The 24202-nt window shown below is 70.9% G+C and carries 23 protein-coding genes and 1 pseudogene; 7 read left to right on the top strand and 17 right to left on the bottom strand.

Translation table 11 applies throughout. The annotated features are described in order from the left end of the window. The 5 genes from B1L07_12950 to B1L07_12930 all read right to left on the bottom strand — a co-directional run bounded on the left by B1L07_12950 (window position 1) and on the right by B1L07_12930 (window position 6006). Window positions 1-1359 (bottom strand): molecular chaperone SurA, encoded by a 1359-nt coding sequence (locus B1L07_12950; GenBank protein AUZ55836.1) that lies wholly within the window; start codon window positions 1357-1359, stop codon window positions 1-3. Then, window positions 1356-3788, bottom strand: a complete 2433-nt coding sequence (locus tag B1L07_12945) for an organic solvent tolerance protein (GenBank protein ID AUZ55835.1) — start codon at window positions 3786-3788, stop codon at window positions 1356-1358. Before B1L07_12945 ends, B1L07_12950 begins: the two co-directional genes overlap by 4 nt. 99 nt (window positions 3789-3887) lie before the next feature. Continuing rightward, window positions 3888-4805 carry an acetoin utilization protein gene (locus B1L07_12940; protein AUZ55834.1) on the bottom strand — a complete coding sequence of 306 codons (918 nt, stop codon included), beginning with the start codon at window positions 4803-4805 and terminating at the stop codon, window positions 3888-3890. A gap of 51 nt (window positions 4806-4856) precedes the next feature. Continuing rightward, a complete protein-coding gene (locus B1L07_12935) occupies window positions 4857-5411 on the bottom strand; it encodes an ATP:cob(I)alamin adenosyltransferase (GenBank protein ID AUZ56600.1) in 555 nt (184 codons plus the stop codon). A 13-nt stretch (window positions 5412-5424) separates the two neighbouring features. Next, complete coding sequence (locus B1L07_12930; GenBank protein ID AUZ55833.1) at window positions 5425-6006, bottom strand: hypothetical protein; 582 nt, start codon at window positions 6004-6006, stop codon at window positions 5425-5427. Window positions 6007-6123: 117 nt separating this feature from the next. Between B1L07_12930 and B1L07_12925 the strand changes: the two are divergent. Next, window positions 6124-7334, top strand: a pseudogene (locus B1L07_12925) (2-octaprenyl-6-methoxyphenyl hydroxylase). Beyond that, window positions 7331-8509: a 2-octaprenyl-3-methyl-6-methoxy-1,4-benzoquinol hydroxylase gene (locus B1L07_12920; GenBank protein AUZ55832.1), complete on the top strand. Its 1179-nt coding sequence runs from the start codon at window positions 7331-7333 to the stop codon at window positions 8507-8509. Before B1L07_12925 ends, B1L07_12920 begins: the two are co-directional and overlap by 4 nt. Window positions 8510-8618: 109 nt before the next feature. Here the strand turns inward: B1L07_12920 and B1L07_12915 are convergent, their stop codons facing one another. From B1L07_12915 to B1L07_12885, 7 genes are all read right to left on the bottom strand, one after another. After that, on the bottom strand, window positions 8619-8978 hold the full coding sequence (locus tag B1L07_12915; GenBank protein ID AUZ55831.1) for a hypothetical protein: 360 nt from the start codon (window positions 8976-8978) through the stop codon (window positions 8619-8621). 94 nt (window positions 8979-9072) lie between these two features. After that, window positions 9073-9384 carry a hypothetical protein gene (locus B1L07_12910; protein ID AUZ55830.1) on the bottom strand — a complete coding sequence of 104 codons (312 nt, stop codon included), beginning with the start codon at window positions 9382-9384 and terminating at the stop codon, window positions 9073-9075. Between the two features lie 116 nt (window positions 9385-9500). Further along, on the bottom strand, window positions 9501-10223 hold the full coding sequence (locus B1L07_12905; protein AUZ55829.1) for a hypothetical protein: 723 nt from the start codon (window positions 10221-10223) through the stop codon (window positions 9501-9503). 80 nt (window positions 10224-10303) lie between these two features. Next, window positions 10304-11215, bottom strand: a complete 912-nt coding sequence (locus B1L07_12900; GenBank protein ID AUZ55828.1) for a gluconolactonase — start codon at window positions 11213-11215, stop codon at window positions 10304-10306. A 147-nt stretch (window positions 11216-11362) separates the two neighbouring features. Beyond that, the gene (locus tag B1L07_12895) at window positions 11363-12412 is read right to left on the bottom strand and encodes a 23S rRNA (cytidine(2498)-2'-O)-methyltransferase RlmM (protein AUZ55827.1); all 1050 of its coding nucleotides are present in this window, start codon (window positions 12410-12412) and stop codon (window positions 11363-11365) included. 255 nt (window positions 12413-12667) lie between these two features. Continuing rightward, a complete protein-coding gene (locus tag B1L07_12890; GenBank protein ID AUZ55826.1) occupies window positions 12668-13228 on the bottom strand; it encodes a tRNA-specific adenosine deaminase in 561 nt (186 codons plus the stop codon). 130 nt (window positions 13229-13358) lie between these two features. Beyond that, window positions 13359-15110 (bottom strand): glutamine--tRNA ligase, encoded by a 1752-nt coding sequence (locus tag B1L07_12885; GenBank protein AUZ55825.1) that lies wholly within the window; start codon window positions 15108-15110, stop codon window positions 13359-13361. Between the two features lie 99 nt (window positions 15111-15209). Between B1L07_12885 and B1L07_12880 the strand changes: the two genes are divergently transcribed. The 4 genes from B1L07_12880 (at window position 15210) to B1L07_12865 (ending at window position 17366) form a co-directional block, all read left to right on the top strand. After that, window positions 15210-15878 carry a glutathione S-transferase gene (locus B1L07_12880; protein AUZ55824.1) on the top strand — a complete coding sequence of 223 codons (669 nt, stop codon included), beginning with the start codon at window positions 15210-15212 and terminating at the stop codon, window positions 15876-15878. Between the two features lie 25 nt (window positions 15879-15903). Next, entirely contained in the window at window positions 15904-16170 is a 267-nt protein-coding gene (locus B1L07_12875) for a hypothetical protein (GenBank protein ID AUZ55823.1), read from the top strand. A gap of 10 nt (window positions 16171-16180) precedes the next feature. Then, window positions 16181-16852: a peptide-methionine (S)-S-oxide reductase gene (locus B1L07_12870; protein ID AUZ55822.1), complete on the top strand. Its 672-nt coding sequence runs from the start codon at window positions 16181-16183 to the stop codon at window positions 16850-16852. 67 nt (window positions 16853-16919) lie between these two features. Then, on the top strand, window positions 16920-17366 hold the full coding sequence (locus tag B1L07_12865; protein AUZ56599.1) for a flavodoxin: 447 nt from the start codon (window positions 16920-16922) through the stop codon (window positions 17364-17366). 320 nt (window positions 17367-17686) lie between these two features. Here the strand turns inward: B1L07_12865 and B1L07_12860 are convergent, their stop codons facing one another. The 5 genes from B1L07_12860 to B1L07_12840 all read right to left on the bottom strand — a co-directional run bounded on the left by B1L07_12860 (window position 17687) and on the right by B1L07_12840 (window position 23029). After that, window positions 17687-18646: a transaldolase gene (locus B1L07_12860; protein AUZ55821.1), complete on the bottom strand. Its 960-nt coding sequence runs from the start codon at window positions 18644-18646 to the stop codon at window positions 17687-17689. Between the two features lie 34 nt (window positions 18647-18680). After that, window positions 18681-19106: a nucleoside diphosphate kinase regulator gene (locus tag B1L07_12855; GenBank protein AUZ55820.1), complete on the bottom strand. Its 426-nt coding sequence runs from the start codon at window positions 19104-19106 to the stop codon at window positions 18681-18683. A gap of 333 nt (window positions 19107-19439) precedes the next feature. Then, complete coding sequence (locus B1L07_12850) at window positions 19440-20345, bottom strand: DNA-binding transcriptional regulator OxyR (protein AUZ55819.1); 906 nt, start codon at window positions 20343-20345, stop codon at window positions 19440-19442. 305 nt (window positions 20346-20650) lie between these two features. Then, window positions 20651-22243 (bottom strand): alkyl hydroperoxide reductase subunit F, encoded by a 1593-nt coding sequence (locus B1L07_12845; protein ID AUZ55818.1) that lies wholly within the window; start codon window positions 22241-22243, stop codon window positions 20651-20653. Window positions 22244-22465: 222 nt separating this feature from the next. Next, window positions 22466-23029 (bottom strand): peroxiredoxin, encoded by a 564-nt coding sequence (locus B1L07_12840; GenBank protein AUZ55817.1) that lies wholly within the window; start codon window positions 23027-23029, stop codon window positions 22466-22468. Window positions 23030-23334: 305 nt separating this feature from the next. Between B1L07_12840 and B1L07_12835 the strand changes: the two genes are divergently transcribed. Next, the gene (locus B1L07_12835) at window positions 23335-24183 is read left to right on the top strand and encodes a protein-(glutamine-N5) methyltransferase, release factor-specific (protein AUZ55816.1); all 849 of its coding nucleotides are present in this window, start codon (window positions 23335-23337) and stop codon (window positions 24181-24183) included. Window positions 24184-24202: the final 19 nt, after the last annotated feature.

The raw sequence follows: 24202 nt of genomic DNA, 5'->3' as shown, positions 1-24202 counted from the left end.
TCAGGGCTTGGCCGGTTCGGACGCGCCGGCGTCCGGCCCGGCGGTGCCCTCGGCGCGGTCGCCGGTGCGGAAGCTGACGTAGGCGTCGCCACGCAGCTCCTGCAGGAAACGGTTGTACTCGTCGTCCAGCTTGCGGCGGCCGATCTGGTCGCGGATCTGCGCGCGCTTGTTGTCGTCGGTCACGTCGGTCTGGCGGGTGGCCACGCGCTGCACGATGTGCCAGCCGGCATCGGTGCGGAACGGCGCGGTGACGCCACCGTCCTGCACGCTCTCGACCTGGCGGCCGAAGTCCGGGCCGAACGCATCGGCCGGGAACCAGCCCAGGTCGCCGCCCTGGCCGCGGCTGTTGGCGTCGTCGGACGATTCCTTGGCCACGGTCTGGAAGTCGGCGCCGCCGGCGATGCGCGCGCGCAGGGTCTCGATCTTCGCCTTGGCCGCGGCGTTGTCCACCTGGTCGGTCACGCGCACCAGGATGTGGCGGGCGTGGTACTCGGTGACGGTATGGGTGCCGGCGGCATTGTCGCTGTCGCGCACTTCCACCAGCTTCAGCAGCTGGAAGCCGCTGGGGCCGCGGATCGGGCCGATCACGTCGCCGGCCTTCATCGCCTTGATCTGCGCGGAGAACGCGTTGGGGATCTCGTCCAGGCTGCGCCAGCCGAGGTCGCCGCCTTCCAGCGCGTTGGGGCTGTCGGAATAGCGCACCGCGGCGGCGGCGAAGTCCAGTTCGCCCTTGCCGATCAGGTTCTTGATGCCGTCGATCTTGCTCTGGCCGGTGGCGATCTGCTCGGCGCTGGCGCCGTCGGGCAGCGCCACCAGGATGTGCGCCAGGTGGTACTGCATGCCGCCGGCGTTCTGCTGCGCCAGGGCCGCGTCCACCTCGCCCTCGCTGACGCTGATGCGGCTCTGCGCGAAGCTCTGGCGCAGGCGCTGGGTGATGATTTCCTCGCGTACCGAACTGCGGAAGTCGTCGAAGCCGATGCCGTCCTGGGCCAGGCGCTGGCGCAGGCCGTCCACGTTGGTGCCGTTCTGCTGGGCGATGCTGGCGATGGCCTGGTTCAGTTCCTCGCCGCTGACCCGGATGCCGCTGCTCTCGGCGCGGGCCACCTGCAGCTTGACCAGCACCAGGCGCTCGAGCACCTGGCGTTCAAGCACGCCCTGCGGCGGCAGCTGGTGCTCGCGGCCGGCGTACTGCGCCTTGATGTTGTTGATCGCGCGCTGCAGTTCGCTCTGCAGGATCACGTCCTCGTCGACGACGGCGGCGATGCGGTCCAGCGGCTGCGTCTGCTGCGCGGCGGCCGGTGCGGACACGCCGGCAAGCGCCAGCAGGGTGGCGAGGACTGCGGATAGGGTCTTGGTCATGGAATCAGGTTCGGATCGTAGTCGTCGTCGTTCGCCTCGATGTTGCTGGGCGGAACGAGGTACAGGTCGTCTCGGTTGTAGCCGAGAATAGCACGGCGCAAGGTGCGGTCCGTGTCCTGCCCGACCGAGCTCAGGCCCTTGAGCACGAACTCGACCTGCAGGGAATTGTTCATGTCGCCCTCGCGGTTGCGCACGTAGCGGCGGGCCAGCGCGCGCACCGCCAGGCAGCAGCTGTCCCACTGCACGCCACCGATGATTTCCAGCGGCTTGTTGTCGAGCATCGAGTAGTAATAGCGGCCGACGATGCTCCAGCGCGGGTTGATCGGGTACAGGAACGACAGGTCGGCCTGCTTGAGCTGGTCGACGTTGGTGCTGGGGTTGCGGCGGTAGCGGTAGGTCAGGTTGACCACGCCGTCGCCGGGCATCAGGTAGCGGGCGCGGACGCTGGCCAGGTCTTCCTTGCGGTATTTCGGGTTCCACTGGTAGGTGCTGCCCAGGGTCCAGCGGTCGTTGATCGCCCAGTTGACGTCGGCGACCCAGGCCGAGTTGCCCTGCTGGACGATGGCATCGCCGCTGCCGAGGGTGGTCCTGGAGTCATCGAAGTAGGAGATCTGGCCGATGCTGGCCGACAGCTTCTCGCGGCCGTCGGCCTGGCGGATCAGGCGCGTGGTCAGGGCCGTGGTCAGCTGGTTGGCGTCGTTCTGGCGGTCGGCGCCGGTAAAGCGCGAATCGCGGAACAGTTGGCCCCAGCTGAAGGTGAAGGCGCGGGTGTCGAACAGCGGCAGGTCGCGCTGGTCGCGGTATGGGGTGTTCAGGTAGAACAGCCGCGGCTCCAGCGTATGCAGGTAGGACTTGCCGCCGATCTCGGTCTCGCGGTCGAAGAACAGGCCCATGTCCAGGCTGGCGATGGGCAGGCTGCGGTGCGGGGTGGTATTGCCGCGCAACTGCTCCGGCGTGGCGGTGGCCGGGTCGATGCCGTCGGCCACCAGCTGGTTGCGGCGGATGCTGTCGGCCAGGCCGCGGTCCAGATCGTAGGCGGTGTAGCGCCAGGCCAGGGTCGGGGTGATGTACCACGCCGCGCCGGCCAGCGGCATCGACACGTAGGGTTTGATGTCCAGGCGCGAGCCGCCGTCCACCCGGGTCAGGCTGCCGTCGCGCACGTACTCGCCGTCGATGATGGTCTTGCCGCGGATGTCGTTGTGGGTGAAGCGCACCGCCTCGGCGTAGACGCCGGTTTCCAGCCAGCGGCCGAAGCTGTCGTCCCAGGTGCCGAACAGGCGCGGCTGGCGGCTGTAGGGCAGGGCGGCCTCGGTCAGGGTGTAGTCGGTCAGCTGCCAGTGGTCGGCCATCAGCCCGGCGGTCCAGGTGCGACCGGTGCCGTACAGGCCGGCGGTGCTCTGCAGGTTGGAGGCGGTCACCCCGAGCAGGCGGTTGGCGAAATCCTCCATGTAGCGCTCGTCGCTGACCCAGGCCAGGTTGGCGCGCGCCTGCCAGTGCCGGTCCACATTGTGGTAGCCGTTGTAGGCGATCTTGCCGCGCTCCCGGTCGCGCAGCGAATCATGCGGCATCCACTCGGTTTCCAGCTGGCCGCGGCCACCGCCGTAGAGGTAGCGGAACTCGTTGTCCAGCATCAGCCCGCGCCGGCTCATCCAGCGCGGGGTCAGGGTGTCGTCGTAGTTCGGCGCCAGGTTGAAATAGATCGGCTGCGCGTAGTCGAAGCCGTTGCGCCCGGACAGGCTCAGCTTGGGATAGAGCAGCCCGGTCAGGCGTCGGTCGTCGATCGGGAACTTGAACCACGGCATGTACATCACCGGCACCTTGCCGACGCGCAGCACCGCGTTGCGGGCGGTGCCGAAGCCTTCGTCGTTGTCCACCTCGATCTGCGGCGCGGCCAGTTTCCACACCGGCTGCGACGGATCGCAGGTGGTGTAGGTGGAGCGGTGCATCTGCCCCACCGAGCCCTGCAGGTCGATGGAGTCGGCGCTGCCGTTGCCGCGGCGCGAGACCAGCTGGTACCTGATATCGCTGATCTTGTGGCTGTCGGTTTCCTGGTTGCCCTCGGCGCGCTTGGCGGTCAGGCGGATCGACGAGTCCGAATAGCGCACGTTGCCGTCGGCGATGTAGTTGCCGGTCTCGGTGTCGAAGCGCAGGTTGTCGGTGCCCATGAACTGGTCGCCGCGCTTGAGCGCGACGTTGCCCTGGTACTGGGGGATGACGCTGGTGCCGGAGAGCTGGTCGCCCTCGATGTCGGTGGGCAGCTGGTCGCGGGTGGCGGCCGCGGCAGGGTCGGCCTTGGGTGCCTCGTCGAACGCCGGCAGCACGTCGGTGGCCGGGCACAGGTTCCAGTTCACCGGCTTCTCGCTGGCCATCGCCGACAGTGCGAAGGCGACGCTCAGGGGCAGGGGAAGCAGGCGGAGGGCTGGGCGCACGCGGATCGGATTCAGTGAAAACGGCCGCTAGCTTGCCGCATCGCCTGCATGGGGGCAATGAAGGCCGGTCCTGGCCGCCGGGCGGGGTTCATGCGTCCGTCACCGGGCGAGCAGGGCGCCGACATGGGCCACGCTGCATTCGGCCAGGGCCTGCAGGTCGTAGCCGCCCTCGAGCATGGAGACCAGGCGGCCGTCGGCATGGCGGTCGGCCAGCGCCGCCAGCTCGGCGGTCAGCCAGCCGAAGTCCTCGGTCTCGACCATCAGGTCGGCCTGCGGGTCGTGCAGGTGGGCGTCGAAACCGGCCGACACGAACAGCAACTGCGGGCGGAAGGCGTCCACCAGCGGCAGCAGTTCGTCGGCCCAGGTATTGCGGAAGCGGAACCCGCCGCTGCCCGGCGGCAGCAGGATGTTGCAGACATTGCCCACGCCGCGCTCGCGCATGTTGCCGGAATACGGGAACAGGCCGGACTCGTGGCTGCTGTAGTAGGCCACCCGCGGGTCAGTCTCGAAGATGGCCTGGGTGCCGTTGCCGTGGTGGACGTCGAAATCGACGATGGCGACCCGCTCCAGCCCGTGCACGTCGCGGGCGTAGGCCGCGGCCACAGCGATGTTGTTGAACAGGCAGAAGCCCATCGCGGTGTCGGCGGTGGCGTGGTGCCCGGGCGGGCGCACCGCGCAGAACGCGCGCCGCCCGGGCCCGCGCATCACCGCGTCGACCGCGGCCACGCCGGCGCCGGCGGCATGCAGCGCGGCGCTGGCCGAGCCCGGCGAGGTGAAGGTATCCAGGTCGATCCGCCGCAGCGGCGCGGTCTGCGCCTGCAGCATGTCGTCGATCAGCTCGCGGGTGTGGACCCGCGCCAGTTCGCCGAGTTTGGCCGGCGGCGCCTGGCGCCAGTCCAGCTGCTCCGGGAACGCCTGGCGCAGCGCGTCGAGCACCGCGCGCAGCCGTTCCGGCGATTCGGGATGGTCGGGGCCGGGGTCATGGCCCAGGCAGGCCGTGTGGGTGAATACGAGCATGCCCGGCACTGTAACCGGCCGCGCCCGGGCGTGCGCGGCCTCCGGGGGGAATCAGGCGCGCCGGCGCTCGTGGTTCCACAGCACTTCGCCGTGGCCGTCGGCCCGCGCCAGCACCCGCGCCAGCACGAACAGCAGGTCGGACAGGCGGTTCAGGTAACGCACCGCCTCGCCGCGCACCGCCTCGACCCGGGCCAGGGCCACCGCCTCGCGCTCGGCACGGCGCACGATGGTGCGGGCCAGGTGGCAGCGCGCGGCCGCCTCGCCGCCGGCCGGCAGGATGAAATCCTTCAGCGGCGGCAGGTCGTCGTTGTAGCGGTCCAGGTGCCGTTCCAGCGCGTCGATGTCGGCGCCCTGGATGGCGGCATGGCCGGGAATGCACAGTTCGCCGCCGAGGTCGAACAGCTGGTGCTGGATGGTGGTCAACAGCGCGCGCACGTCGTCCGGCAGCGTGACCGCCAGCAGCACGCCGATGGCCGAGTTGGCCTCGTCCACGGTGCCGTAGGCATTGACCCGCAGCGAGTCCTTGCCGGTGCGGCTGCCGTCGCCCAGCCCGGTCGTGCCGTCGTCGCCGGTGCGGGTATAGATTTTGGAGAGCCGGTTGCCCATGGTGCGCGGCCGCTCAGTGCGCGACGCGGTCGGCGGCCGCCTGGCGCGCGAACGCCTCGGCGGCAACCTGGGCCAGCGCGGCCATGCCGGTGTACAGGGCCGCGGTACGCATGTACGGCAGCAGCCAGTCGGTGTAGTTCTTGAACCAGCCGGCCACGGTCGGCTCGGCGACGACTTCGCTGGTCCAGTAGAAACCGCCCTGCGCGAACAGGTGGCACACCACCACCGCGCCGACCAGGCTGGCGGCGAACAGGCCCAGCGCACGCCAGCTGGCGCCGGTGTAGGCGTGGCGCAGCAGCATGCCGCCGGCCCACATCGCGAAATAGGCCGGGACCAGCGCCCAGTAGCCGGCCGACACGCAGTAGTGCGCCCAGAAATCCATGCCCTGGCCGCTGATCACCGCCCAGTCGATCGCCACCGCCAGCGCCATCAGCAGCGGGAACGCCCAGCGGGTCCAGCCGCGCAGGTAGAAGCCGCCGATGAAGAACACCGCCCAGGACGCGTCCGGGATCGGCGCGAAATGGTTGATGCGGGTGCCGACCATCAGCAGCACGAGCAGGGTCAGGACGAAGGTGCGTTGGACGTTGGCGGTCATGGTGATGAGGGATCTGGCGGAATCAGGCCGCCATTCTAGCCGCAGTCGCGCCACCGCCGCGGGTGCGGCGCGGCAACGCGGCGGCGTTCGCGCTGGCCGAGCCATTATCATGGCGGCATGAGCGACCTTCATGATGTGGTGATCGTCGGTGGCGGACTGGTCGGTGCCAGCCTGGCCATCGCCCTGGACCGGCTGGGGCTGGACGTGGCGCTGGTGGAAGCGACCCCGGCCGGGGCGCTGCCGGCGGTGTTCGACCAGCGCAACCTCAGCTTCGCCGCGGCCACGGTCAACGCGCTCACCGCGCTGGGGTGATGCAGCGCCTGGAAAGCGCGCCGGGCCCGATCCGCCGCATCCACGTCAGCCGCGCCGGCGATTTCGGCCGCGTGCTGCTGGATGCCGGCGACTACGGCCGCGACGCCTTCGGCCAGGTGGTGGTGGCGCGCGATTTCGGCCACGCGCTGGAAGCGCGCCTGGGCGACCTGCAGCGGCTGGCCCGCTACCGCCCGGCCACGTTCGTCGGCCTGGGCGACTGCGTCGATGGCCGCCGCCAGGTGCGCATCGCCGACGCCGCGGGCGAGCGCAGCCTGCGCGCGCGGCTGGTGGTCGGCGCCGACGGCACCCGCAGCGCGGTGCGCCAGGCGCTGGGCATCGACGCCAGCGAACACGATTACCTGCAGACCCTGCTGGTGGCGCGGGTGCGCGCCGCCCGGGCACCGGACGGCACCGCCTGGGAGCGCTTCACCGACACCGGCCCGACCGCGCTGCTGCCGCGTGGCGACCGCCATTACGGCCTGGTCCATGGGGTGGCCCGCGCGGAGGCCGAGGCGGTGATGGCGCTGGACGATGCCGCCTGGCTGGCGCGCGTGCAGGCGGTACTGGGCTGGCGCGCCGGGCGGCTGCTGGAAAGCGGCCCGCGCAGCGCCTACCCGCTGGTCCAGGTGCTGGCCCGGCAACTGGTCGGCGAACGCGCGCTGCTGCTGGGCAACGCCGCGCAGACCATCCATCCGCTGGGCGCGCAGGGCTTCAACCTGGGCCTGCGCGACGCGCTGACCCTGGCCGAGCTGATCGGCGATGCCGCGTGCGACCCGGGCGCCGACGACCTGCTGCGGGCCTACGTGCAGCGTCGCGCGCCCGACCGCGAGCAGACCCTGGCCTTTTCCGACGGGTTGGCGCGGCTGACCGGCAACCCGGCGCCGCTGCTGCGGCCGCTGCGCAGCCTCGGGCTGGTGGCCGCCGCGCAGGCCGCGCCGCTGCAGTCGTTCCTGGTCGGTGGCGCGATGGGCTTCCGCGGGCAGGTGCCCGCACTGTGCAGGAGCCAGGTGCAATGAGCCGGCGTGGTGGATTGGATGCGGTGGTGGTCGGTGCGGGCGTGGTCGGCAGCACCTGCGCGCTGGCGCTGGCGCGCGAAGGCCTGCAGGTGGCGCTGGTGGAAGGGCGTGCGCCGGCACCGTGGTCGGCGCAGCGGCCGGACCTGCGCGTGTTCGCCTTCGCCCACGACAACGCGGCACTGCTGGAATCGCTCGGGGTATGGCCGCAGGTGGCGCAGGCGCGGGCGCATCCCTACCTGCGCATGCGGGTGTGGGACGCGGTCGGTGGCGGTGAACTGGCCTTCGATGCCGACACCCTGGGCCGCCGCGAGCTGGGCTGGATCGTCGAGAACGGGCTGCTGGTGGACCGGCTGTGGGCGGCACTGCCCGGTGCCGGCGTGCAGCTGCATTGCCCGGCGCGGGTCGAGGCGATGGAACAGGACGAACGCGGCGTGCGCCTGCGCCTGGACGACGGCCGCCGGGTCGATGCGGCGGTGGCCATCGCCGCCGATGGCGGCGAATCCACCCTGCGCGCGCTGGCCGGGCTGGAGGTATCGCGCCACGACTACGGCCAGCGCGGCGTGGTCGGCTACGTGGACAGCGCGCGCGGCAACGAAGCCACCGCCTGGCAGCGCTTCCTCGATACCGGCCCGCTGGCGGTGCTGCCGGTGGACACGCACCGCAGTTCCATCGTCTGGACCCTGCCCGACGCCGAGGCCGAGCGGGTGCTGGCGCTGGACGACGACGCCTTCGGCCGCGAACTGACCAACGCCTTCGCCGGCCGCCTGGGGCCGATGTGCCCGGTCTCGCCGCGCGCGGCCTTCCCGCTGCGCCGGCAGCTGGCCAGCGACTATGTCGCCGGCCGCGTGCTGGTGCTGGGTGACGCCGCGCACGTGGTGCACCCGCTGGCCGGGCAGGGCGTCAACCTCGGCCTGCGCGACGTGGCCGCGCTGCGCGCCCTGGTGCACGACGCGCACCAGCGCCGCGCCGACTGGACCGCGCCGCACCGGCTGCGGCGCTGGGCGCGGGTCCGGCGCAGCGACAACACTGTCGCCGCGCATGGCTTCGACGCGATCAACCGGGTGTTCTCCAACGACGAGATGCACCTGACCCTGGCGCGCGGCGCGCTGCTCGGCCTGGCCGGGCGCATGCCGCCGCTGCTGTCGCTGTTCTGGAAGCGCGCCTCGGGGCTGTGACGGCGCGCTCTCCCGGACGAGCGCACTTGCAGGAACGCACTGCTGTGGGCGATGGGGCCGTCCCCGGAAAGCCCCGTGCGGGGCAAGCACCGCACCTACGGGTTGCGTGTCAATCCACCAGCCAGCCGGCCAGCTGTTCGCGCGCCAGTTTCCCGCGCCGGGCGCTGTCCAGCGCCGTGAACTCGTCGGCCAGTGCCGGGTTGGCCTGCGCCTCCTCGCGGCTGATGAAGCCATCGCCGTCCACGTCAAGCGCGTCGAAATCGATGCGGTAGTTGCCGGCCACGCTGTCCGGCTGGATCGAACGCACGATCACCGTGGCCTGGCCGGGTTCGCCCGGCAGCCGCACCTGATGGGTGACCGCGCCGCTGGCCAGTGGCTGCGCGCGCACCGGCGCCGGGGCCACCGGCAATGGCGCGGTGACGGCACCGTCGCGTGGCGCGGTCTGTGCCGGCGCGGGCGCGGCGGCCATCGCGGCCAACAGCAGGACAACGGGGGGCAGGCAGGGACGGAGCACGGCAGACCTCGCATACGGACGACGGGATTCGCCTGTGGCCCGCGCGGCCTCACTTCTTCATCCACCCCTCCAGCTGCGCCCTGCTCAGGCGGCCGCTGCGGTGGCTGTCGAGCGCATCGAACTCGCGCGCGAGCGTGGGGTTGGCCTGGGCTTCCTGGCGGCTGATGTAGCCGTCGTGGTCGCGGTCCAGCGTGGCGAAGTCGATATGGTAGTCGCCGCGGACCGAATCCGGTTCCTCCGAGGTCACCGTGACCGGCGTGCCCTTGTCGGTGAAGGTGGTCTTGCCGGTTTCCTGGGCCAGTGCCGGCGCACTGGCCGCGCACAGCAGCAGGGCGGGAAGCAGCGGGCGGAAAACGTTCATGGGCGCACTCCAGTGAGGGAAAACACGCCCCCGATGCTTGGCCCGCCCCCGTTAAACCGGCCGCAAGAACCCATGCAGGCCGGCTGAATGTTGCCGCCGGTTCAGCGCCGGCCGCCTCAGCCGGGAATGAACGGGAACGCCAGCTTCAGCAGGCCCTTCAAGCCGCCTTCGACGGTGGAGCTGACCGCCTTGGCGCCCAGGCTGTTCAGCGCCCGCCGCACGTCGTCCCAGCGCAGCTGCGCCACGTCCTTCTTCAGCAGGTCGGCCACTTCCTCCGAGGTGGGGGCCAGCTTCTTCAGCGCCGCCACCGTCGCCTGTGGGTCGGGCTGCAGGTAGCCCCAGCGCTCGGCGATCTTCAGCAGCGTGTCGAAGCGCACCGCCACCACCTCGCGGTTGCGCTCGTAGACCGGCAGCGCGCCGACCTCGAGGATGGCCTGTTCGAAGCGCTGGGCGTCGTCGGGGTGCTCGATGCGCACGGCCAGGAAGCCGTCCTTGCGGCTGCGCTCGCTCACGTGCTTGGCCCCGGAGCGCAGGTTGGCCTCGGTCAGCACGGTCGCGGCGATGCGCTGCAGCGCGGCGTCGGCGTCCTCGGGCACCAGCGCGCGCCAGCGCGCGTAGCCGTCGCGGCGCAGGCCCTTGACCTTGGCCGGCGTGACCCGCAGCTGCAGCGCCACGCTGGCGTTGGAATCACCGCGGTCGATCGCGCCGTCGCGTTCGAGCAGCACGAAGATCAACAGCTCCAGGTCGCGCTTGGTCAGCGACTGGAACCCCTGCAGCAGGGTCAGGCGCAGGAATTCATTGCCGAAACCGGCCGGGTCCTTCAGTTCGATGGCATGCATGCGTGTCCTCCCAAGGGTGACAGCATGCCCGATCGCGGTTGCGTGGAATGAGACGCCGCGCGGCGGTCGCCGTTTCCGGCTCAGCGCCCGTATTCACGCCCCGGGCGGTCGGCGCGGAAGGTCTCGATGCCGCCGCGGTCCTGCAGGGTCACGTACACCTGCCGGCCGTCGCTGCCGCCGAAGGCCAGGTTGGTCGGCTTGCGGCCCTTGAGCGGCACCTCGCGCAGCAGCTGGCCGTCGGGCGATACGATGGCGATGACCCCGGCGCCGTAGCGGGCGATGTACAGGTTGCCGTCGGCGTCGCAGCGCATGCCGTCCAGGCCGTGGTCGTCGAAGCGCAGCAGCAGGCGCTTGTTCGACAGCGCGCCGGCGGCATCGCGGTCATACACCCAGACATTGCGCTGCACGCTTTCGTTGACGTACAGGCGGCGGCCGTCGGGGCTGACCTCGATGCCGTTGGTGGTGCCCATGCCGGATTCGAGCCGCTGTGCGCGGCCGTCGCGGTCGATGCGCCACAGCTGGCCGTTGTCCGGGTTGGCCCAGTCCGGGTCGCTCGCATACAGCGTGCCGTCCGGCGCCAGCGCGATATCGTTGGGCTGGTGCGCACCGTGCAGGCGCGCGAACACCGACACCGCGCGGGTGGCCGGATCGACGCGCAGCACGGCATGGCCGGTGTAGTCGGCCACCCACATCGTGCCGTCGGCGGCGAAGCGGATGCCGTTGCCGACGCTGCCGTCGGGCAGGGTGAGGAACAGTTCGGCGCTGCCGTCCGCATCGACCCGGCCGATGGTGCCGTCGCGGCCGAAATTGACCACGTACAGGGCGCCGTCCGGGCCGCTGGCCGGGCCTTCGATGCCGGCGCTGAACACGCCGTCGCCGACATGGTCGCGGGCGACGAAATCGGGGGCGGCGACGGCGTTGCCGCACACCACCAGGCACAGCGCGACGACAGGGCGCAACAGGACGTGGCGGACGATGGCGGCGCTCTCCATGCGGGGAAGGCTCGCAGTGTGCCAGAGCCGCGCCATGGGAATGGCCGCTGGTTGCGAAAGCAACGACGTACCGCCGCAGGTGCGGGGCTTGCCCCGCACGCAGCCTTCCCGGCAATGCGTCGTGCGGGGCGAGCCCCGCACCTGCGATCAGCCGCGCGCCGGGATCGCCAGCACGGTGATCTCCTCGCGGTCGTGGTACAGCTGCTTGGCACGCACGGTCAGCGGCCGCCCGGCCTGCGCGGCGAACAGGTCCAGGCACAGGCGGGTCTCGTCCCAGCGCTTCTTCATCGGCAGTTTCAGGTTGAAGATCGCGTGCCGGCACCAGCCTTCGCGCAGCCAGGTGGCCATGCGCTCGGCCACCCGTCGCGGCTGTTCGACCATGTCGCAGACCATCCAGTCCAGCGGCGTTTCCGGCTGCCAGTGGAAGCCGTCGGCGCGCAGGTGGTCGACCAGGCCGGTATCGAGCACGTGCTGGCGCAGCGGGCCGTTGTCGATGCTGGTGACGTGCAGGTGCTGGCGGGTCAGCACCCAGGTCCAGCCACCGGGCGCGGCGCCCAGGTCGGCCGCGCGCATGCCCGGCTTGACCAGCGCCTCGCGTTCCTCGGGCGTGAGCAGGGTCAGCAGCGCCTCGTCCAGCTTCAGCGCCGAGCGCGAGGGCGCTTCGGGCAGCAGCTTCAGCCGCGGGATGCCCAGCGCCCACGGCGCGCTGTCGCGGGTGTCGGCGACGCCGACGAAGGCATGGGTGCCGTCGACGAACACCACGTGCAGCCGCGGCAGCCGGGTGTTGTCCTTGTCGGTGAGCAGCCCGGCTTTGCGCAGCGCCGGGCGCAGCGCGTTGCCGAAACTGCGCGCCAGCCCGGCCAGCGGCTTGCCCGCGTCCGAGTCGGGGTGCTCCACCCACAGCTCGCCGAAGCGCGGCTGCCCCTGCAGCGCGGCGATGATCGGGCTGATGCGGTCGGCCGGGTCCAGCTGCGGCAGTTCGGCCAGCAGGCGCAGCTTCTGCCGCGCGAAGATCAGCCCGCGCCACGGCAGCGCGCGGTCGAGCGCGTCGGCGTCATCGCTGGCAAAGACCACATAGCCGTCGTTGCGCCGCGTGCGCGCATAGCCGGCGATGCCGGCGTGGGCCGCGCGTTCGGTCAGTTCGGCGGCCAGTTCCGGCTCGAAGCCTTGGCGGCAGTAGCACAGCAGGCCGGTCATCGGGATTCCTTGGAGGTGGGGCGGAGCAGGGTGGGGAAGAGCGCGCCATAGGCTCGCACATGAGCGGATGCCGGGGCGGCCGGGCGCGCTGCGCGGTCCGCGGAACCGGGCGCAAGCGCCGCCGGCATCAAGCGGGTATCGCCTGTGCCCGCGTGTCGCGACCGCGCTGCGCCGTCAGGGTGCAGGCGCGGTCATCGGCTGCCAAACGGAAGGGGGCTGCCCACCCACCGCGGGCGGTGGGTGTGGCCGTGCGCCTCAATAGCGCGCGCCGTCGCTGTGGCCGTAGTGGCGCAGCACCGCGCGCGCCGCATCGCGGTGCAGGCCCTGCACCACCTCGATCCCGCGCCGGTTCAGTTCGCCGACCCAGTCGGCCGGCAGCGGGCCCTCGTCGAACGCGGTCAGTTCCTCGACGTCGGCGGCGCTGGCGCCGATCAGCAGTCGGTCGATGCCGGCCCAGATGGTCGCGCCGTAGCACTGGCAGCACGGCTGCGAGGACGTGGCCAGGGTCACCGGCGACAGCACGTCGTTCAGCCGCGGGCTCTGCAGCCGCTGCTGCGCCAGCATGTAGGCCATGTTCTCGGCGTGCGCCAGCGAGGTGCAGTGCGGTACCACGCGGTTCACCGCCGCGGCGATGACGCGGTCGTCCGGGCCGAACACCACCGCGCCGAACGGGCCACCGGTTTCCGCATCCACGTTCAGCCGCGACAGCTCGACCGCCAGCGCGACCTTGGCGTCGTCGCCCGGATACACGCGGCGGGTGTCGACGACTTCGTGGATCCAGGCCGGGAGGGTCAGGTGGACTTGGGCGTAGAGCATTGGGCGAGGAGTAAGTGAAGAGGAGTGAGGGGAGAGAGAAGGCGGGGGAGCAAGGCGGGGGCGAGGAGCTGAAAACGCGGCAGGATCCGCTTCTTCCCACTCCTCACTCCTCTTCACTCACTCCTGCCCATCAGCCGGCCCAGGTGTCGCGCAGGGTCACGCTGCGGTTGAACACGGGCTTGTCCGCCGTGTGGTCGCGGCGGTCGGCGACGAAGTAGCCGGTACGCTCGAACTGGAACGACTGCTCCGGCACCGCGCTGGCCGCGGCCGGCTCGACGTAGCCGGTGACCACCCGGCGCGATTCCGGGTTCAGGTAGTCGCGGTAGCTCTTGCCGTCGGCTTCGTTGTCCGGGTCCGGCACCGAGAACAGGCGGTCGTACAGGCGGATTTCCGCTTCCACCGCATGCCGCGCGCTGACCCAGTGGATGGTGCCCTTGACCTTGCGGTTGGCGCCTTCCATGCCCGGGCGCGATTCCGGGTCCAGCCAGCCGCGCAGCTCGACGATCTCGCCCGCGTCGTTCTTCACCACCTCGTCGACGCGGGCGATGCCGGCGCCGCGCAGGCGCACTTCGCCGCCCGGCACCAGCCGCTTCCAGCCCTTGGGCGGAACTTCGGCGAAGTCCTCGCGCTCGATCCACAGCTCGCGCGAGAACGGCACCTGGCGCTCGCCGAACGCTGCGTCCTTGGGGTGGTTGCTGAAGGTCAGCATTTCCTCGTGGCCTTCGGGCAGGTTGCCGAGCACCAGCTTCAGCGGCTCGATCACCGCCATGCGGCGCGGCGCGGCGCTGTCCAGGTCCTCGCGCAGCGCGCCTTCCAGCACGCTGAAATCGATCAGCGAGTTCTGCTTGGAAATGCCCACGCGCTCGGCGAACAGGCGCATCGCCGCCGGCGTGTAACCGCGCCGGCGCAGGCCCTGCAGGGTCGGCATGCGCGGGTCGTCCCAGCCATCCACCAGCTGCTCGGTGACCAGCGCCATCAGCTTGCGCTTGCTCATCACCGTGTAGTTGATGTTCAGCCGCGAGAACTCGATCTGGCGCGGCTTGGCCGCTTCGCGCGGCAGGCCCTTGTCCACCAGCGGCTGGGTCAGCGCCGGGTCGTGGGCGAAATCGACGTTGTCCACGCACCAGTCGTACAGCGGGCGGTGGTCCTCGAACTCCAGCGTGCACAGCGAATGGGTGATGCCTTCCAGCGCGTCGCCCAGCGCGTGCGCGTAGTCGTACATCGGGTAGATCGGCCAGGCGTTGCCGGTGTTCTGGTGCTCGACGTGCTTGATCCGGTAGATCGCCGGGTCGCGCAGGTTGATGTTGCCGCTGGCCATGTCGATCTTGGCGCGCAGGGTGCGGGTGCCGTCGGCGAACTCGCCGGCGCGCATGCGCGCGAACAGGTCCAGGTTCTCCTCGACGCTGCGCTCGCGGTAGGGCGAGGGGCGGCCCGGCTCGGTCAGGGTGCCGCGGTAGGCGCGCACTTCCTCGGCCGACAGGTCGCAGACATAGGCCTTGCCGTCGCGGATCAGCTTCTGCGCGCCCAGGTAGTAGGCCTCGAAGTAATCCGAGGCGTGGCGCAGCTCGTTCCACTCGAAGCCCAGCCAGCGCACGTCGTCCTGGATCGCGGCCACGTACTCGGGGTCTTCGCGCGCCGGGTTGGTGTCGTCGAAGCGCAGGTTGCACACCCCGCCGAACTCGCCGGCGATGCCGAAGTTCAGGCAGATCGACTTGGCGTGGCCGATGTGCAGGTAGCCGTTGGGCTCGGGCGGGAAGCGGGTCTTGATCGCGGTGTGCTTGCCGCTGGCCAGGTCCTCGCGGACGATCTGGCGGATGAAGTCCCGCTTCTCGGCGGGAGCCGTCTCCGGCGTGGCAGCAGCGGCAGGCGTGTTCTCGGACATGGGGGCGCAGGGTATTGAAATAGAACGCAAGTTTAGCCGAGCCGGGCGCCGGCTGCCGGACCGGCGCTATGCTGGGCGTCCCGCCCGCAGGTAGCGCCCATGCCCCGCCCCGTCCTGGTGATCGGCAACCGCAACTACTCCTCCTGGTCGCTGCGCCCCTGGCTGCTGCTGCGCCAGTTCGGCGTCGAATTCGACGAGGTGGTGCTGGCGCTGGACACGCCGGAGTTCGCCGCCCAGGCGCTGCGCCACTCGCCCACCGGCAAGGTGCCGGCGCTGCGCGATGGCGAGCTGGTGCTCTGGGATTCGCTGGCGATCTGCGAGTACGCCAACGAGCGCTGGCTGGGCGGCCGCGGCTGGCCCGCCGAACTGCAGCGGCGCGCGCTGGCCCGTGCCGCCGCGGCCGAAATGCACTCGGGTTTCGCCGCGCTGCGCACCCAGTTGCCGATGAACAGCCGGCGCCGGCCCGACGGCTACCGCTGGGACGCCGCCGCCCAGCGCGACATCGACCGGGTGCAGGCGCTGTGGCGTACGCTGCGCCGCGAACACGGTGCCGGCGGCGATTTCCTGTTCGGCGGCTTCGGCATCGTCGATGCCATGTTCGCGCCGGTGGCGATCCGCTTCGACGGCTATGGCGTGGCGCTGGACGACACCGCCGCGGCCTACCTGCAGGCGCTGTCCGCGCTGCCGGCACTGCAGCAGTGGCGCCAGGCGGCCGAACAGGAAAGCGCGCGCGTGGCCGCCACCGACGCCCTGTGCCGCCCGGGCTGAGCCCGCCCTTCCCGGAGACAACCCCATGCAACTGGTCTACCAGACAAACAACCTGTTCGACGCGCACCTGGTCAAGCACGCGCTGGAGGACGCCGGCATCCCGGCCTTCGTGTTCGGCGAATCGCTGCTGGGCGCCGGCGGCGAGCTGCCGCTGTTCGGCCTGCTGCGGGTCTGCGTGCCGGACGCGGCCAAACCCGAGGCCGACGACATCGTCGCCGCGCTGGGCTTGGACGACGCCGCGGCCGGCCCCATCTGTGACGATGAGCAAGCGCCGGGAATCCTGCCGGCCTGAGGAGCGGACCATGCTGGGTATCGGACACGGGCGGTTGGGCATCGGCGCGTTCAAGCAGCGCCTGCCGCGGTCGGAAGAAGCGTTGCCGGGGCGCGAGGCGCCGCTGCCGCTGCACAACGTGCATTACGTCAACGGCCAGCCGCTGCGCGGCGATTTCGCCGGGCTGGACGTGCTGGACGTGGGCCTGGGCTGCTTCTGGGGCGCCGAACGCAAGTTCTGGCAGCTGCCGGGCGTGGTGACCACCGCGGTCGGCTACCAGGGCGGCACCACCCCCAACCCCACCTACGAGGAAGTCTGTTCCGGGCTCACCGGCCACACCGAGGTGGTGCGGGTGGTGTTCGACCCGGCGCGGGTCACGCTGGACACCGTGCTGCGCACCTTCTGGGAAAACCACGACCCCACCCAGGGCATGCGCCAGGGCAACGACACCGGCACCCAGTACCGCTCGGCGCTGTACTGCCACACGCAGGCGCAGTTCGATGCCGCCATCGCCAGCCGCGATGCCTACCAGCAGCGCCTGGGCGCGGCCGGCTACGCCGACATCACCACCGAGATCGTGTACCTGGCGCCGCCGTTCTACTACGCCGAGGACTACCACCAGCAGTACCTGGCAAAAAACCCGAACGGCTACTGCGGCATCGGCGGCACCGGCGTGAGTTGCCCGATCGGGCTGGACGCCTGAGGTGGCGGAGGCCGCGCCACGCCGGTTGCTGGTGGTGTGGCACGGCTTCACCGGCGCCACCCGGGCCATGGCCGGCGCGGTCGCCGAGGCGGCGCGCGAGGGGGGCCGCGACGCGCTGGACGTGCGCCTGCTGCGCGCGGCCGACGCCGCGGCCGACGACGTGCTGGGCGCCGATGCGGTGGTGTTCGCCACCCCGGAAACACTGGCCTCGATCAGTGGCGCGATGAAGGATTTCTTCGACCGCAGCTACTACCCGCTGCTGGGCCGCTGCGACGGCAAGCCGTACGCGCTGGTGGTCTGCGCCGGTTCGGACGGGCAGCCGACCATCGCCCAGCTGCGGCGCATCGCCACCGGCCTGCGCCTGCGCGAAGTGGCCGAACCGCTGCTGGTGCGCACCCATGCGCAGACGCCGGAAGCCATTGCCGCGCCCAAGATGCTGCCGCAGGCCGACCTGGCGCGCGGCCGCGAACTCGGCGCGCTGCTCGCGGCGGGGCTGGAACTGGGAATCTTCTGAGCCTGGATGCGGGGCTTGCCCCGCATGCACCTTCGCGGCCGGACATTCTTCGGGCATGGCCCGGGCGTCTGCAGGCACGCACCTGGAGGCGCGGCCGGCCTTGCCGGCAAAGCCCCATCGCCCACGAAGGCGCGCGTCTGCGAGGGGCGGCGGTTCAGCGCGGCGGCGATGCGCCGCCGGCAGGGCGGGAGCCCGGGATCTTCTGCAGCCACCCGGTACCGTAGATGCGGGGCTTGCCCCGCATATGCTCGCGGCCAGACACACGCCAAGCGCTGCCCGGTTGCCCGCAGGAGCGCACCCGGGGGCGCTCCCGCGGACGTTCAGCGGGCCAGTTCGTCGGCAATGCGCTGGCGCAGCGCCTGCAGGTCCTTGGCGAAAGCGTCGATGCCGGTGGCCAGCTTCTCGGTGGCCATCGGGTCGGCGGCCATGTCCGCGTCGAACTTCGCTTGGTCGATCGGCGCAACGTCCACCGCCTCGGCGGCGCCCGGCACCAGCCTGCGCGGCAGCTCGCCCAGGTCGGCGTCGAGCTTTTCCAGCAGGTCCGGCGAGATGGTCAGGCGGTCGCAGCCGGCCAGCGCCTCGATCTGCGCGGTCGAGCGGAACGAGGCGCCCATCACCACCGTCGGCGAACCGCGGCGCTTGAATTCGGCGTACACGCCGCGCACGAACCGCACGCCCGGGTCCTGGTCGATGCTGGCTGGCGCCTGGCCATTGGCCACGTACCAGTCCAGGATGCGGCCCACGAACGGCGAGATCAGGAACGCGCCGGCTTCCGAACAGGCCAGCGCCTGGGTCGGGTTGAAGATCAGCGTCAGGTTGCAGTCGATGCCCTCGGCCTGCAGCACGCGGGTGGCTTCCACCCCGGCCCAGGTGGCGGCGATCTTGATCAGCACCTTGTCGCGCGGCACGCCGGCCGCTTCGTACATGGCGATGAACTGGCGCGCCTTGGCGATGGTCGCGGCGGTGTCGTGGGCCTGGTCGGCATCGACCTCGGTGGAAACGCGGCCCGGCACCAGTTCGGCCAGCATCGCGCCCACGCCGATGGTCAGGCGGTCGACCACGGCCTTGGCGACCTCGGCGCGGTCGCCGGGCTGGGCGCGGCCCCATTCCAGTTCGCGTTCGATCAGCCCGGCGTACACCGGCAGGTCCAGCGCCTTGCGCACCAGCGTCGGGTTGGTGGTGCAGTCGACCGGGCGCAGGCGCTTGATGGCGTCGTAGTCGCCGGTATCGGCGACCACGACGGACAGTTCACGCAGCTGGGCGAGCTTGGATCGGGTCATGGCAGGTTCCTGTTGCGGGGCCGGCGCACGGCGCTCAGCGGTGGAAATCGCCCGCGGCTTCGGGCTGGTAGTGGACGGCGGTCACGCGCAGGCGCAGCTGGCGGCCACCGGGGGCGGTCCAGTCGATGGTCTGGCCCACGGACAGGCCCAGCAGGGCGCTGCCCACCGGCGCCAGCACCGAGACGCGACCCTTGTCGAAATCCGCCTCGTGCGGATAGACCAGGGTCAGGGAATGCTGTTCGTCGTGCAGTTCGTCCACGCAGTCCACGCGCGAATGCATGGTGACGATGCCTGCGGGGATTTCCTCCGGCGGCAGCACCTGCGCGCGTTCGAGCTCCTGGGACAGGGCGACGGCGGCCGGGTGCCGGCTCAGGGCCGGGGAATCGAGCATGGCCTCGAGGCGGGCCATGTCACGGCTGGAGACGACGATCGATGGCGGCAGGCCGCTGTTGGTCGGCATGGAAAAAACTCCTGCAATTGTTGAGAGACATGCAAAAGGCGGCGCCAATGCGGCACCGCCCGGGGCCTATTGTGCGGGGATTGTGGAACGGATGCGACCCACCCCGATCATGGGGCGGGGCGGCGGCGTTGCAATGCGCCGGCGGCCCTGGTTCAGGCGCGCGCAGGTGGCACGCGGGCACGCGGACGGCTGCGTTGCGGGCACGGCTCCACACCGGGCGCAGCGCCGGATCCATGGCCCGGCGCGCCCCCGCGCGGCCTGGCGTGCCGGTAGCTGCCGGGCGCGCCCGGCACAGGCTTGCCGGGCCGCCGCGCCGCGCAGCCAGGCCGGCGCCTACAGGGCCAGCAGGTCCGGCGGCAGGCGCTGGAAAATGCCCGCCAGCTGCTGCAGGAACTCGCTCATCGCCGAGCTGCGGCGCCAGACCATGGCAATGCGCCGGCTGGGCGCGTCGTCGCCGGCGAAGCCGAGCAGGCGGATGTTCTGCGAGCGCGCCACCGGCGGCTTCACCGCCAGCATTGGCAGCAGGGTGACGCCGACATCGGCCGCGACCATCTGCCGCAGCGTTTCCAGGCTGGTGGCCTGGAATTCGGACTTCTCCAGCGCCCCGGCCAGGTGGCAGACATCCAGCGCCTGGTCGCGCAGGCAGTGGCCGTCCTGCAGCAGCAGCAGGCGCTGGTCGGCCAGGTCGGCCATGCACAGCGTGGCGTGCGCGGCCAGCGGGTGGCCTTCGGGCGCGGCCAGCACGAACGGCTCCTCGAACAGGAACTCGGCATGCAGCTGGTCGTCGTGCAGCGGCAGCGCCAGCAGCGCCGCATCGAGCTGGCCGTTGCGCAGCTGGGTCAACAGCACGTCGCTCTTTTCCTCCACCAGCAGTAGTTCCAGCTGCGGGAAGCGCGCGCGGATCGCCGGCACCACGTGCGGCAGCAGGTACGGCCCCAGCGTGGGGAAAATGCCCAGGCGCACGGTGCCGGCCTCCGGGTCGCGGCTGCGGCGCGCGGCCTCCTTCATCTGCTCGACCTCGGCCACGATGCCGCGCGCGCGCGCGGCGGCCTCGCGCCCGGCCGGGGTCAGCATCACCTTGCGCGGCGCGCGCTCCACCAGCGGCACGCCCAGCTCTTCCTCCAGCTTCTTGATCTGGGTGGACAGCGTGGGCTGGCTGACGAAGCACGCCGCCGCCGCGCGGCCGAAGTGCTTGTGCTCGGCCAGCGCCACCAGGTACTTGAGGTCACGCAGGTTCATTCCGGCCTCCAAACGTCGTTTCCTGCTCCGTCGGCAGCCAGCCTGGCAGGGCGGCCAGGCCGCACGGCAAAGCCGCCCGGAGGGTGCGGCACGGGGATGCGCCGCATGCAGGTGCCCCGCAGGGGCGGATGAGGGCAGGGGCACAGCGTCGTGCATGCAGACAGCACAGGGCGCTGCGCCTTGCCTTCACCCCGGCCTCCGCCCCGTGTCCCGGCCCCTGCGTTGGCGCAAGGGCGTTCGGCGGGCCGCGAAGCCGGGGTTCGCAAACCGCCCCTCTCACCGCAAAGCGAGAGGGGCGGTGAACATCAGGCCGTCTCCGCCACCGCCGGCGCCGGCTGCGGTGCCGACGTGCGGATCAGGTGGTCGAACGCGCTCAGCGCCGCGGTGGAGCCGGCACCCATGGCAATGATGATCTGCTTGTACGGCACCGTGGTGCAGTCGCCGGCGGCGAACACGCCCGGCACGCTGGTCTGGCCACGCTCGTCGATGACGATCTCTCCGCGCGGGCTCAGCTCCACCGTGCCACGCAGCCACTCGGTGTTCGGCAGCAGGCCGATCTGCACGAAGATGCCTTCCAGTTCCACCCGGTGCGAATCGCCGCCGACGCGGTCGGTGTACACCAGGCCGGTGACCTTCTGGCCGTCGCCCAGCACCTCGGTGGTCTGCGCGTTGAGCACCACGGTCACGTTCGGCAGGCTGTGCAGCTTGGCCTGCAGCACCTGGTCGGCGCGCAGCTTGCTGTCGAACTCGAACACGGTGACGTGGCTGACGATGCCGGCCAGGTCGATGGCCGCCTCGACGCCGGAGTTGCCGCCGCCGATCACCGCCACGCGCTTGCCCTTGAACAGCGGGCCGTCGCAGTGCGGGCAGTAGGCCACGCCCTTGTTGCGGTACGCGTCCTCGCCGGGCACGTTCATCTGCCGCCAGCGCGCACCGGTGGACAGGATCACGCTCTTGGACTTCAGCGACGCGCCGTTCTCCAGCTCCACTTCCACCAGGCCATCGGCACCGGCCGGCACCAGCCGGGTGGCGCGCTGCAGGTTCATGATGTCCACCTCGTACTCGCGCACGTGCTGCTCCAGCGCCGCGGCCAGCTTCGGGCCTTCGGTGTACTGCACCGAAATGAAGTTTTCGATGGCCATGGTGTCCAGCACCTGGCCGCCGAAGCGCTCGGCCGCCACGCCGGTGCGGATGCCCTTGCGCGCGGCGTAGATCGCCGCGGCCGCGCCGGCCGGGCCACCGCCCACCACCAGCACGTCGAACGGGTCCTTGGCGGCGATCTTCGCCGCTTCGCGCCTGGCCGCGCCGGTGTCCAGCCGCGCCAGGATCTGCTCCAGGGTCATGCGCCCGGAGTCGAACATCTCGCCGCCCTGGAACACCATCGGCACCGCCATCACCTGGCGCTGCTCCACTTCCTGCTGGAACGCGCCGCCCTCGATCACCGTGGTGCTGATCTTCGGGTTGACGATGGCCATCAGCGCCAGCGCCTGCACCACGTCCGGGCAGTTGTGGCAGGTCAGCGACATGTACACCTCGAAGGCGAACTCGCCGTCCACCGCCTTGATGCCGTCGATCACCTCCTGCGCCACCTTCGGCGGATGGCCGCCGGTCCACAGCAGGGTCAGCACCAGCGATTCGAATTCGTGGCCCAGCGGCAGGCCGGCAAAGCGCACGCCGTGGCTTTCGCCCTCGCGGGCGATCACGAACGACGGCCGGCGCGCATCGCTGCCCGTGGTGTCCAGGCTGATCTTGCCGTTGCCGGCGGCCACGATGTCCGCCAGCAGGCTGCGCATGTCGGTGCTGGCGGCGCTGTCGTCGAGCGAGGCGATCAGCCGCAGCGGCTGGCGCAGCAGGCCCATGTACTGCTGCAACTGGGTCTTGAGGGTGTCGTCGAGCACGGCGCAACTCCTTGTTCGAGGCAAAACGGGGGAGGACGCGGTTGCCAGGGCAACCCGCCGGGAAAGTAGGGGTGAACCGAAACCGCGCCTGGCGGGCAGAACCACGGGCTGGCGCGGCGCGGCTTCGGTTCACCCCCACACCCGCCGCAGGGCGGGGTGGGAGTGCAGGGAGCGGAACCTGGCTGCTACTGCCTGCTGGTTCCCTCCACCGGTTGCCGGCGCTTAGATCTTGCCGACCAGGTCCAGCGACGGGGTCAGGGTCTTCTCGCCTTCCTTCCACTTGGCCGGGCACACTTCGTTCGGGTGCGCGGCGGTGAACTGGGCGGCCTTCAGCTTGCGCAGGGTCTCGGACACGTCACGCGCGATCTCGTTGGAATGCACTTCCATGGTCTTGATCACGCCTTCCGGGTTGATCACGAAGGTGCCGCGCAGGGCCAGGCCTTCTTCCGGAATGTGCACGCCGAAAGCGTTGGTCAGCTGGTGGGTCGGGTCGCCGATCAGCGGGAACTTGGCCTTGCCCACGGCCGGCGAGGTCTCGTGCCACACCTTGTGCGAGAAGTGGGTGTCGGTGGTGACGATGTAGACCTCGGTGCCCGCCTTCTGGAACTCGGCGTAATGCTCGGCCGCGTCTTCGATCTCGGTCGGGCAATTGAAGGTGAAGGCCGCCGGCATGAAGATCAGCACCGACCACTTGCCCTTCAGGCTTTCCTCGGTGACTTCGATGAACTTGCCGTTGTGGAAGGCGTTGACCTTGAACGGCTGGACCTGGGTGTTGATAAGGGACATGGAACTTCCTCTTGGTTGAAGGGACGGGTGGTGAACCGTGCAGCACAGGCTAATAGGCAGTGCCTAATAAAACAAATGAATTGAATGCATCGCATCAATAGATATTGGCTATTGATTCGGCCCCGGCAGCGGGCCCTCACCCCGATATCGGGCGCGTTTTCCGGCTTTCCAAGCCAACATCTGGCCCAAACCTGAACGGGCGGCATAGGCAGGCTCGATCCCGGGCCGGCGCCGCCGCGGTAGGCAGCGGCAGGCCGGGTGACTATCCTCCCGGTCCCGGAAACGTCCCGCGAAGAGGTAGTGAAGTGTCCACCCCCCAGGTTGCCGCGCTGTTGCGGGAAGGCGCCGCCCGGCTGCCCGGCGAGGACGCCCGGCACGAGGCCGAACAACTGCTGCTGCACGTGCTGGGCGTGGACCGCGCCTGGCTGTTCGCCCACGCCACCGACCCGGTGGACGACGACGCCCGCCAGCGCTTCGAACTGCTGCTGCAGCGCCGCGCCGAAGGCCACCCGCTGGCCTACCTCACCGGCCGCCGCGGCTTCTGGACCCTGGACCTGCAGGTCAACGTCGCCACCCTGATCCCGCGCCCGGAAACCGAGCTGCTGGTGGAACAGGCACTGGCGCGGCTGCCGCCCGAGCACATGGCCCGCGTCGCCGACCTGGGCACCGGCAGCGGCGCCATCGCCCTGTCCATCGCCAGCGAACGCCCGCTGGCCACGGTGATGGCCACCGACCTGCTCGGCCCCACCCTGGCGGTGGCGGTGAAGAACGCCCAGGCCCACGGACTGGACAACGTCTGGTTCCGCCGCGGCCACTGGTACGCCGCGCTGGGCGCGGACCGCTTCGACATGATCGTCAGCAACCCGCCCTACATCGCCGCCGGCGACCCGCACCTGCAGCAGGGCGACCTGCGCTTCGAACCGCCCCCGGCGCTGGCCTCCGGCGCCGACGGCCTGGACGCCATCCGCGAAATCATCGCCGGCGCCCCCGACCACCTCGTCCCCGGCGGCTGGCTGCTGCTCGAACACGGCTGGGACCAGGGCCCGGCCATCCGCGCGCTGCTGGAGCAGGGCGGCTTCGGCGAAGTGGAAACCGTGCAGGACCTGGAGCAGCGGGATCGGGTAACCCTGGGGCGGTTGCGGGGGATTGTCTGACGTTGACCCTGCTCGGGTG

It is taken from the genome of Stenotrophomonas acidaminiphila (assembly GCA_002951995.1).
Classification (GTDB): Bacteria; Pseudomonadota; Gammaproteobacteria; order Xanthomonadales; family Xanthomonadaceae; genus Stenotrophomonas; species Stenotrophomonas acidaminiphila_A.
The sequence above is the reverse complement of the archived record's forward strand: the minus strand, read 5'-3'. Positions and strand labels throughout refer to the sequence as shown.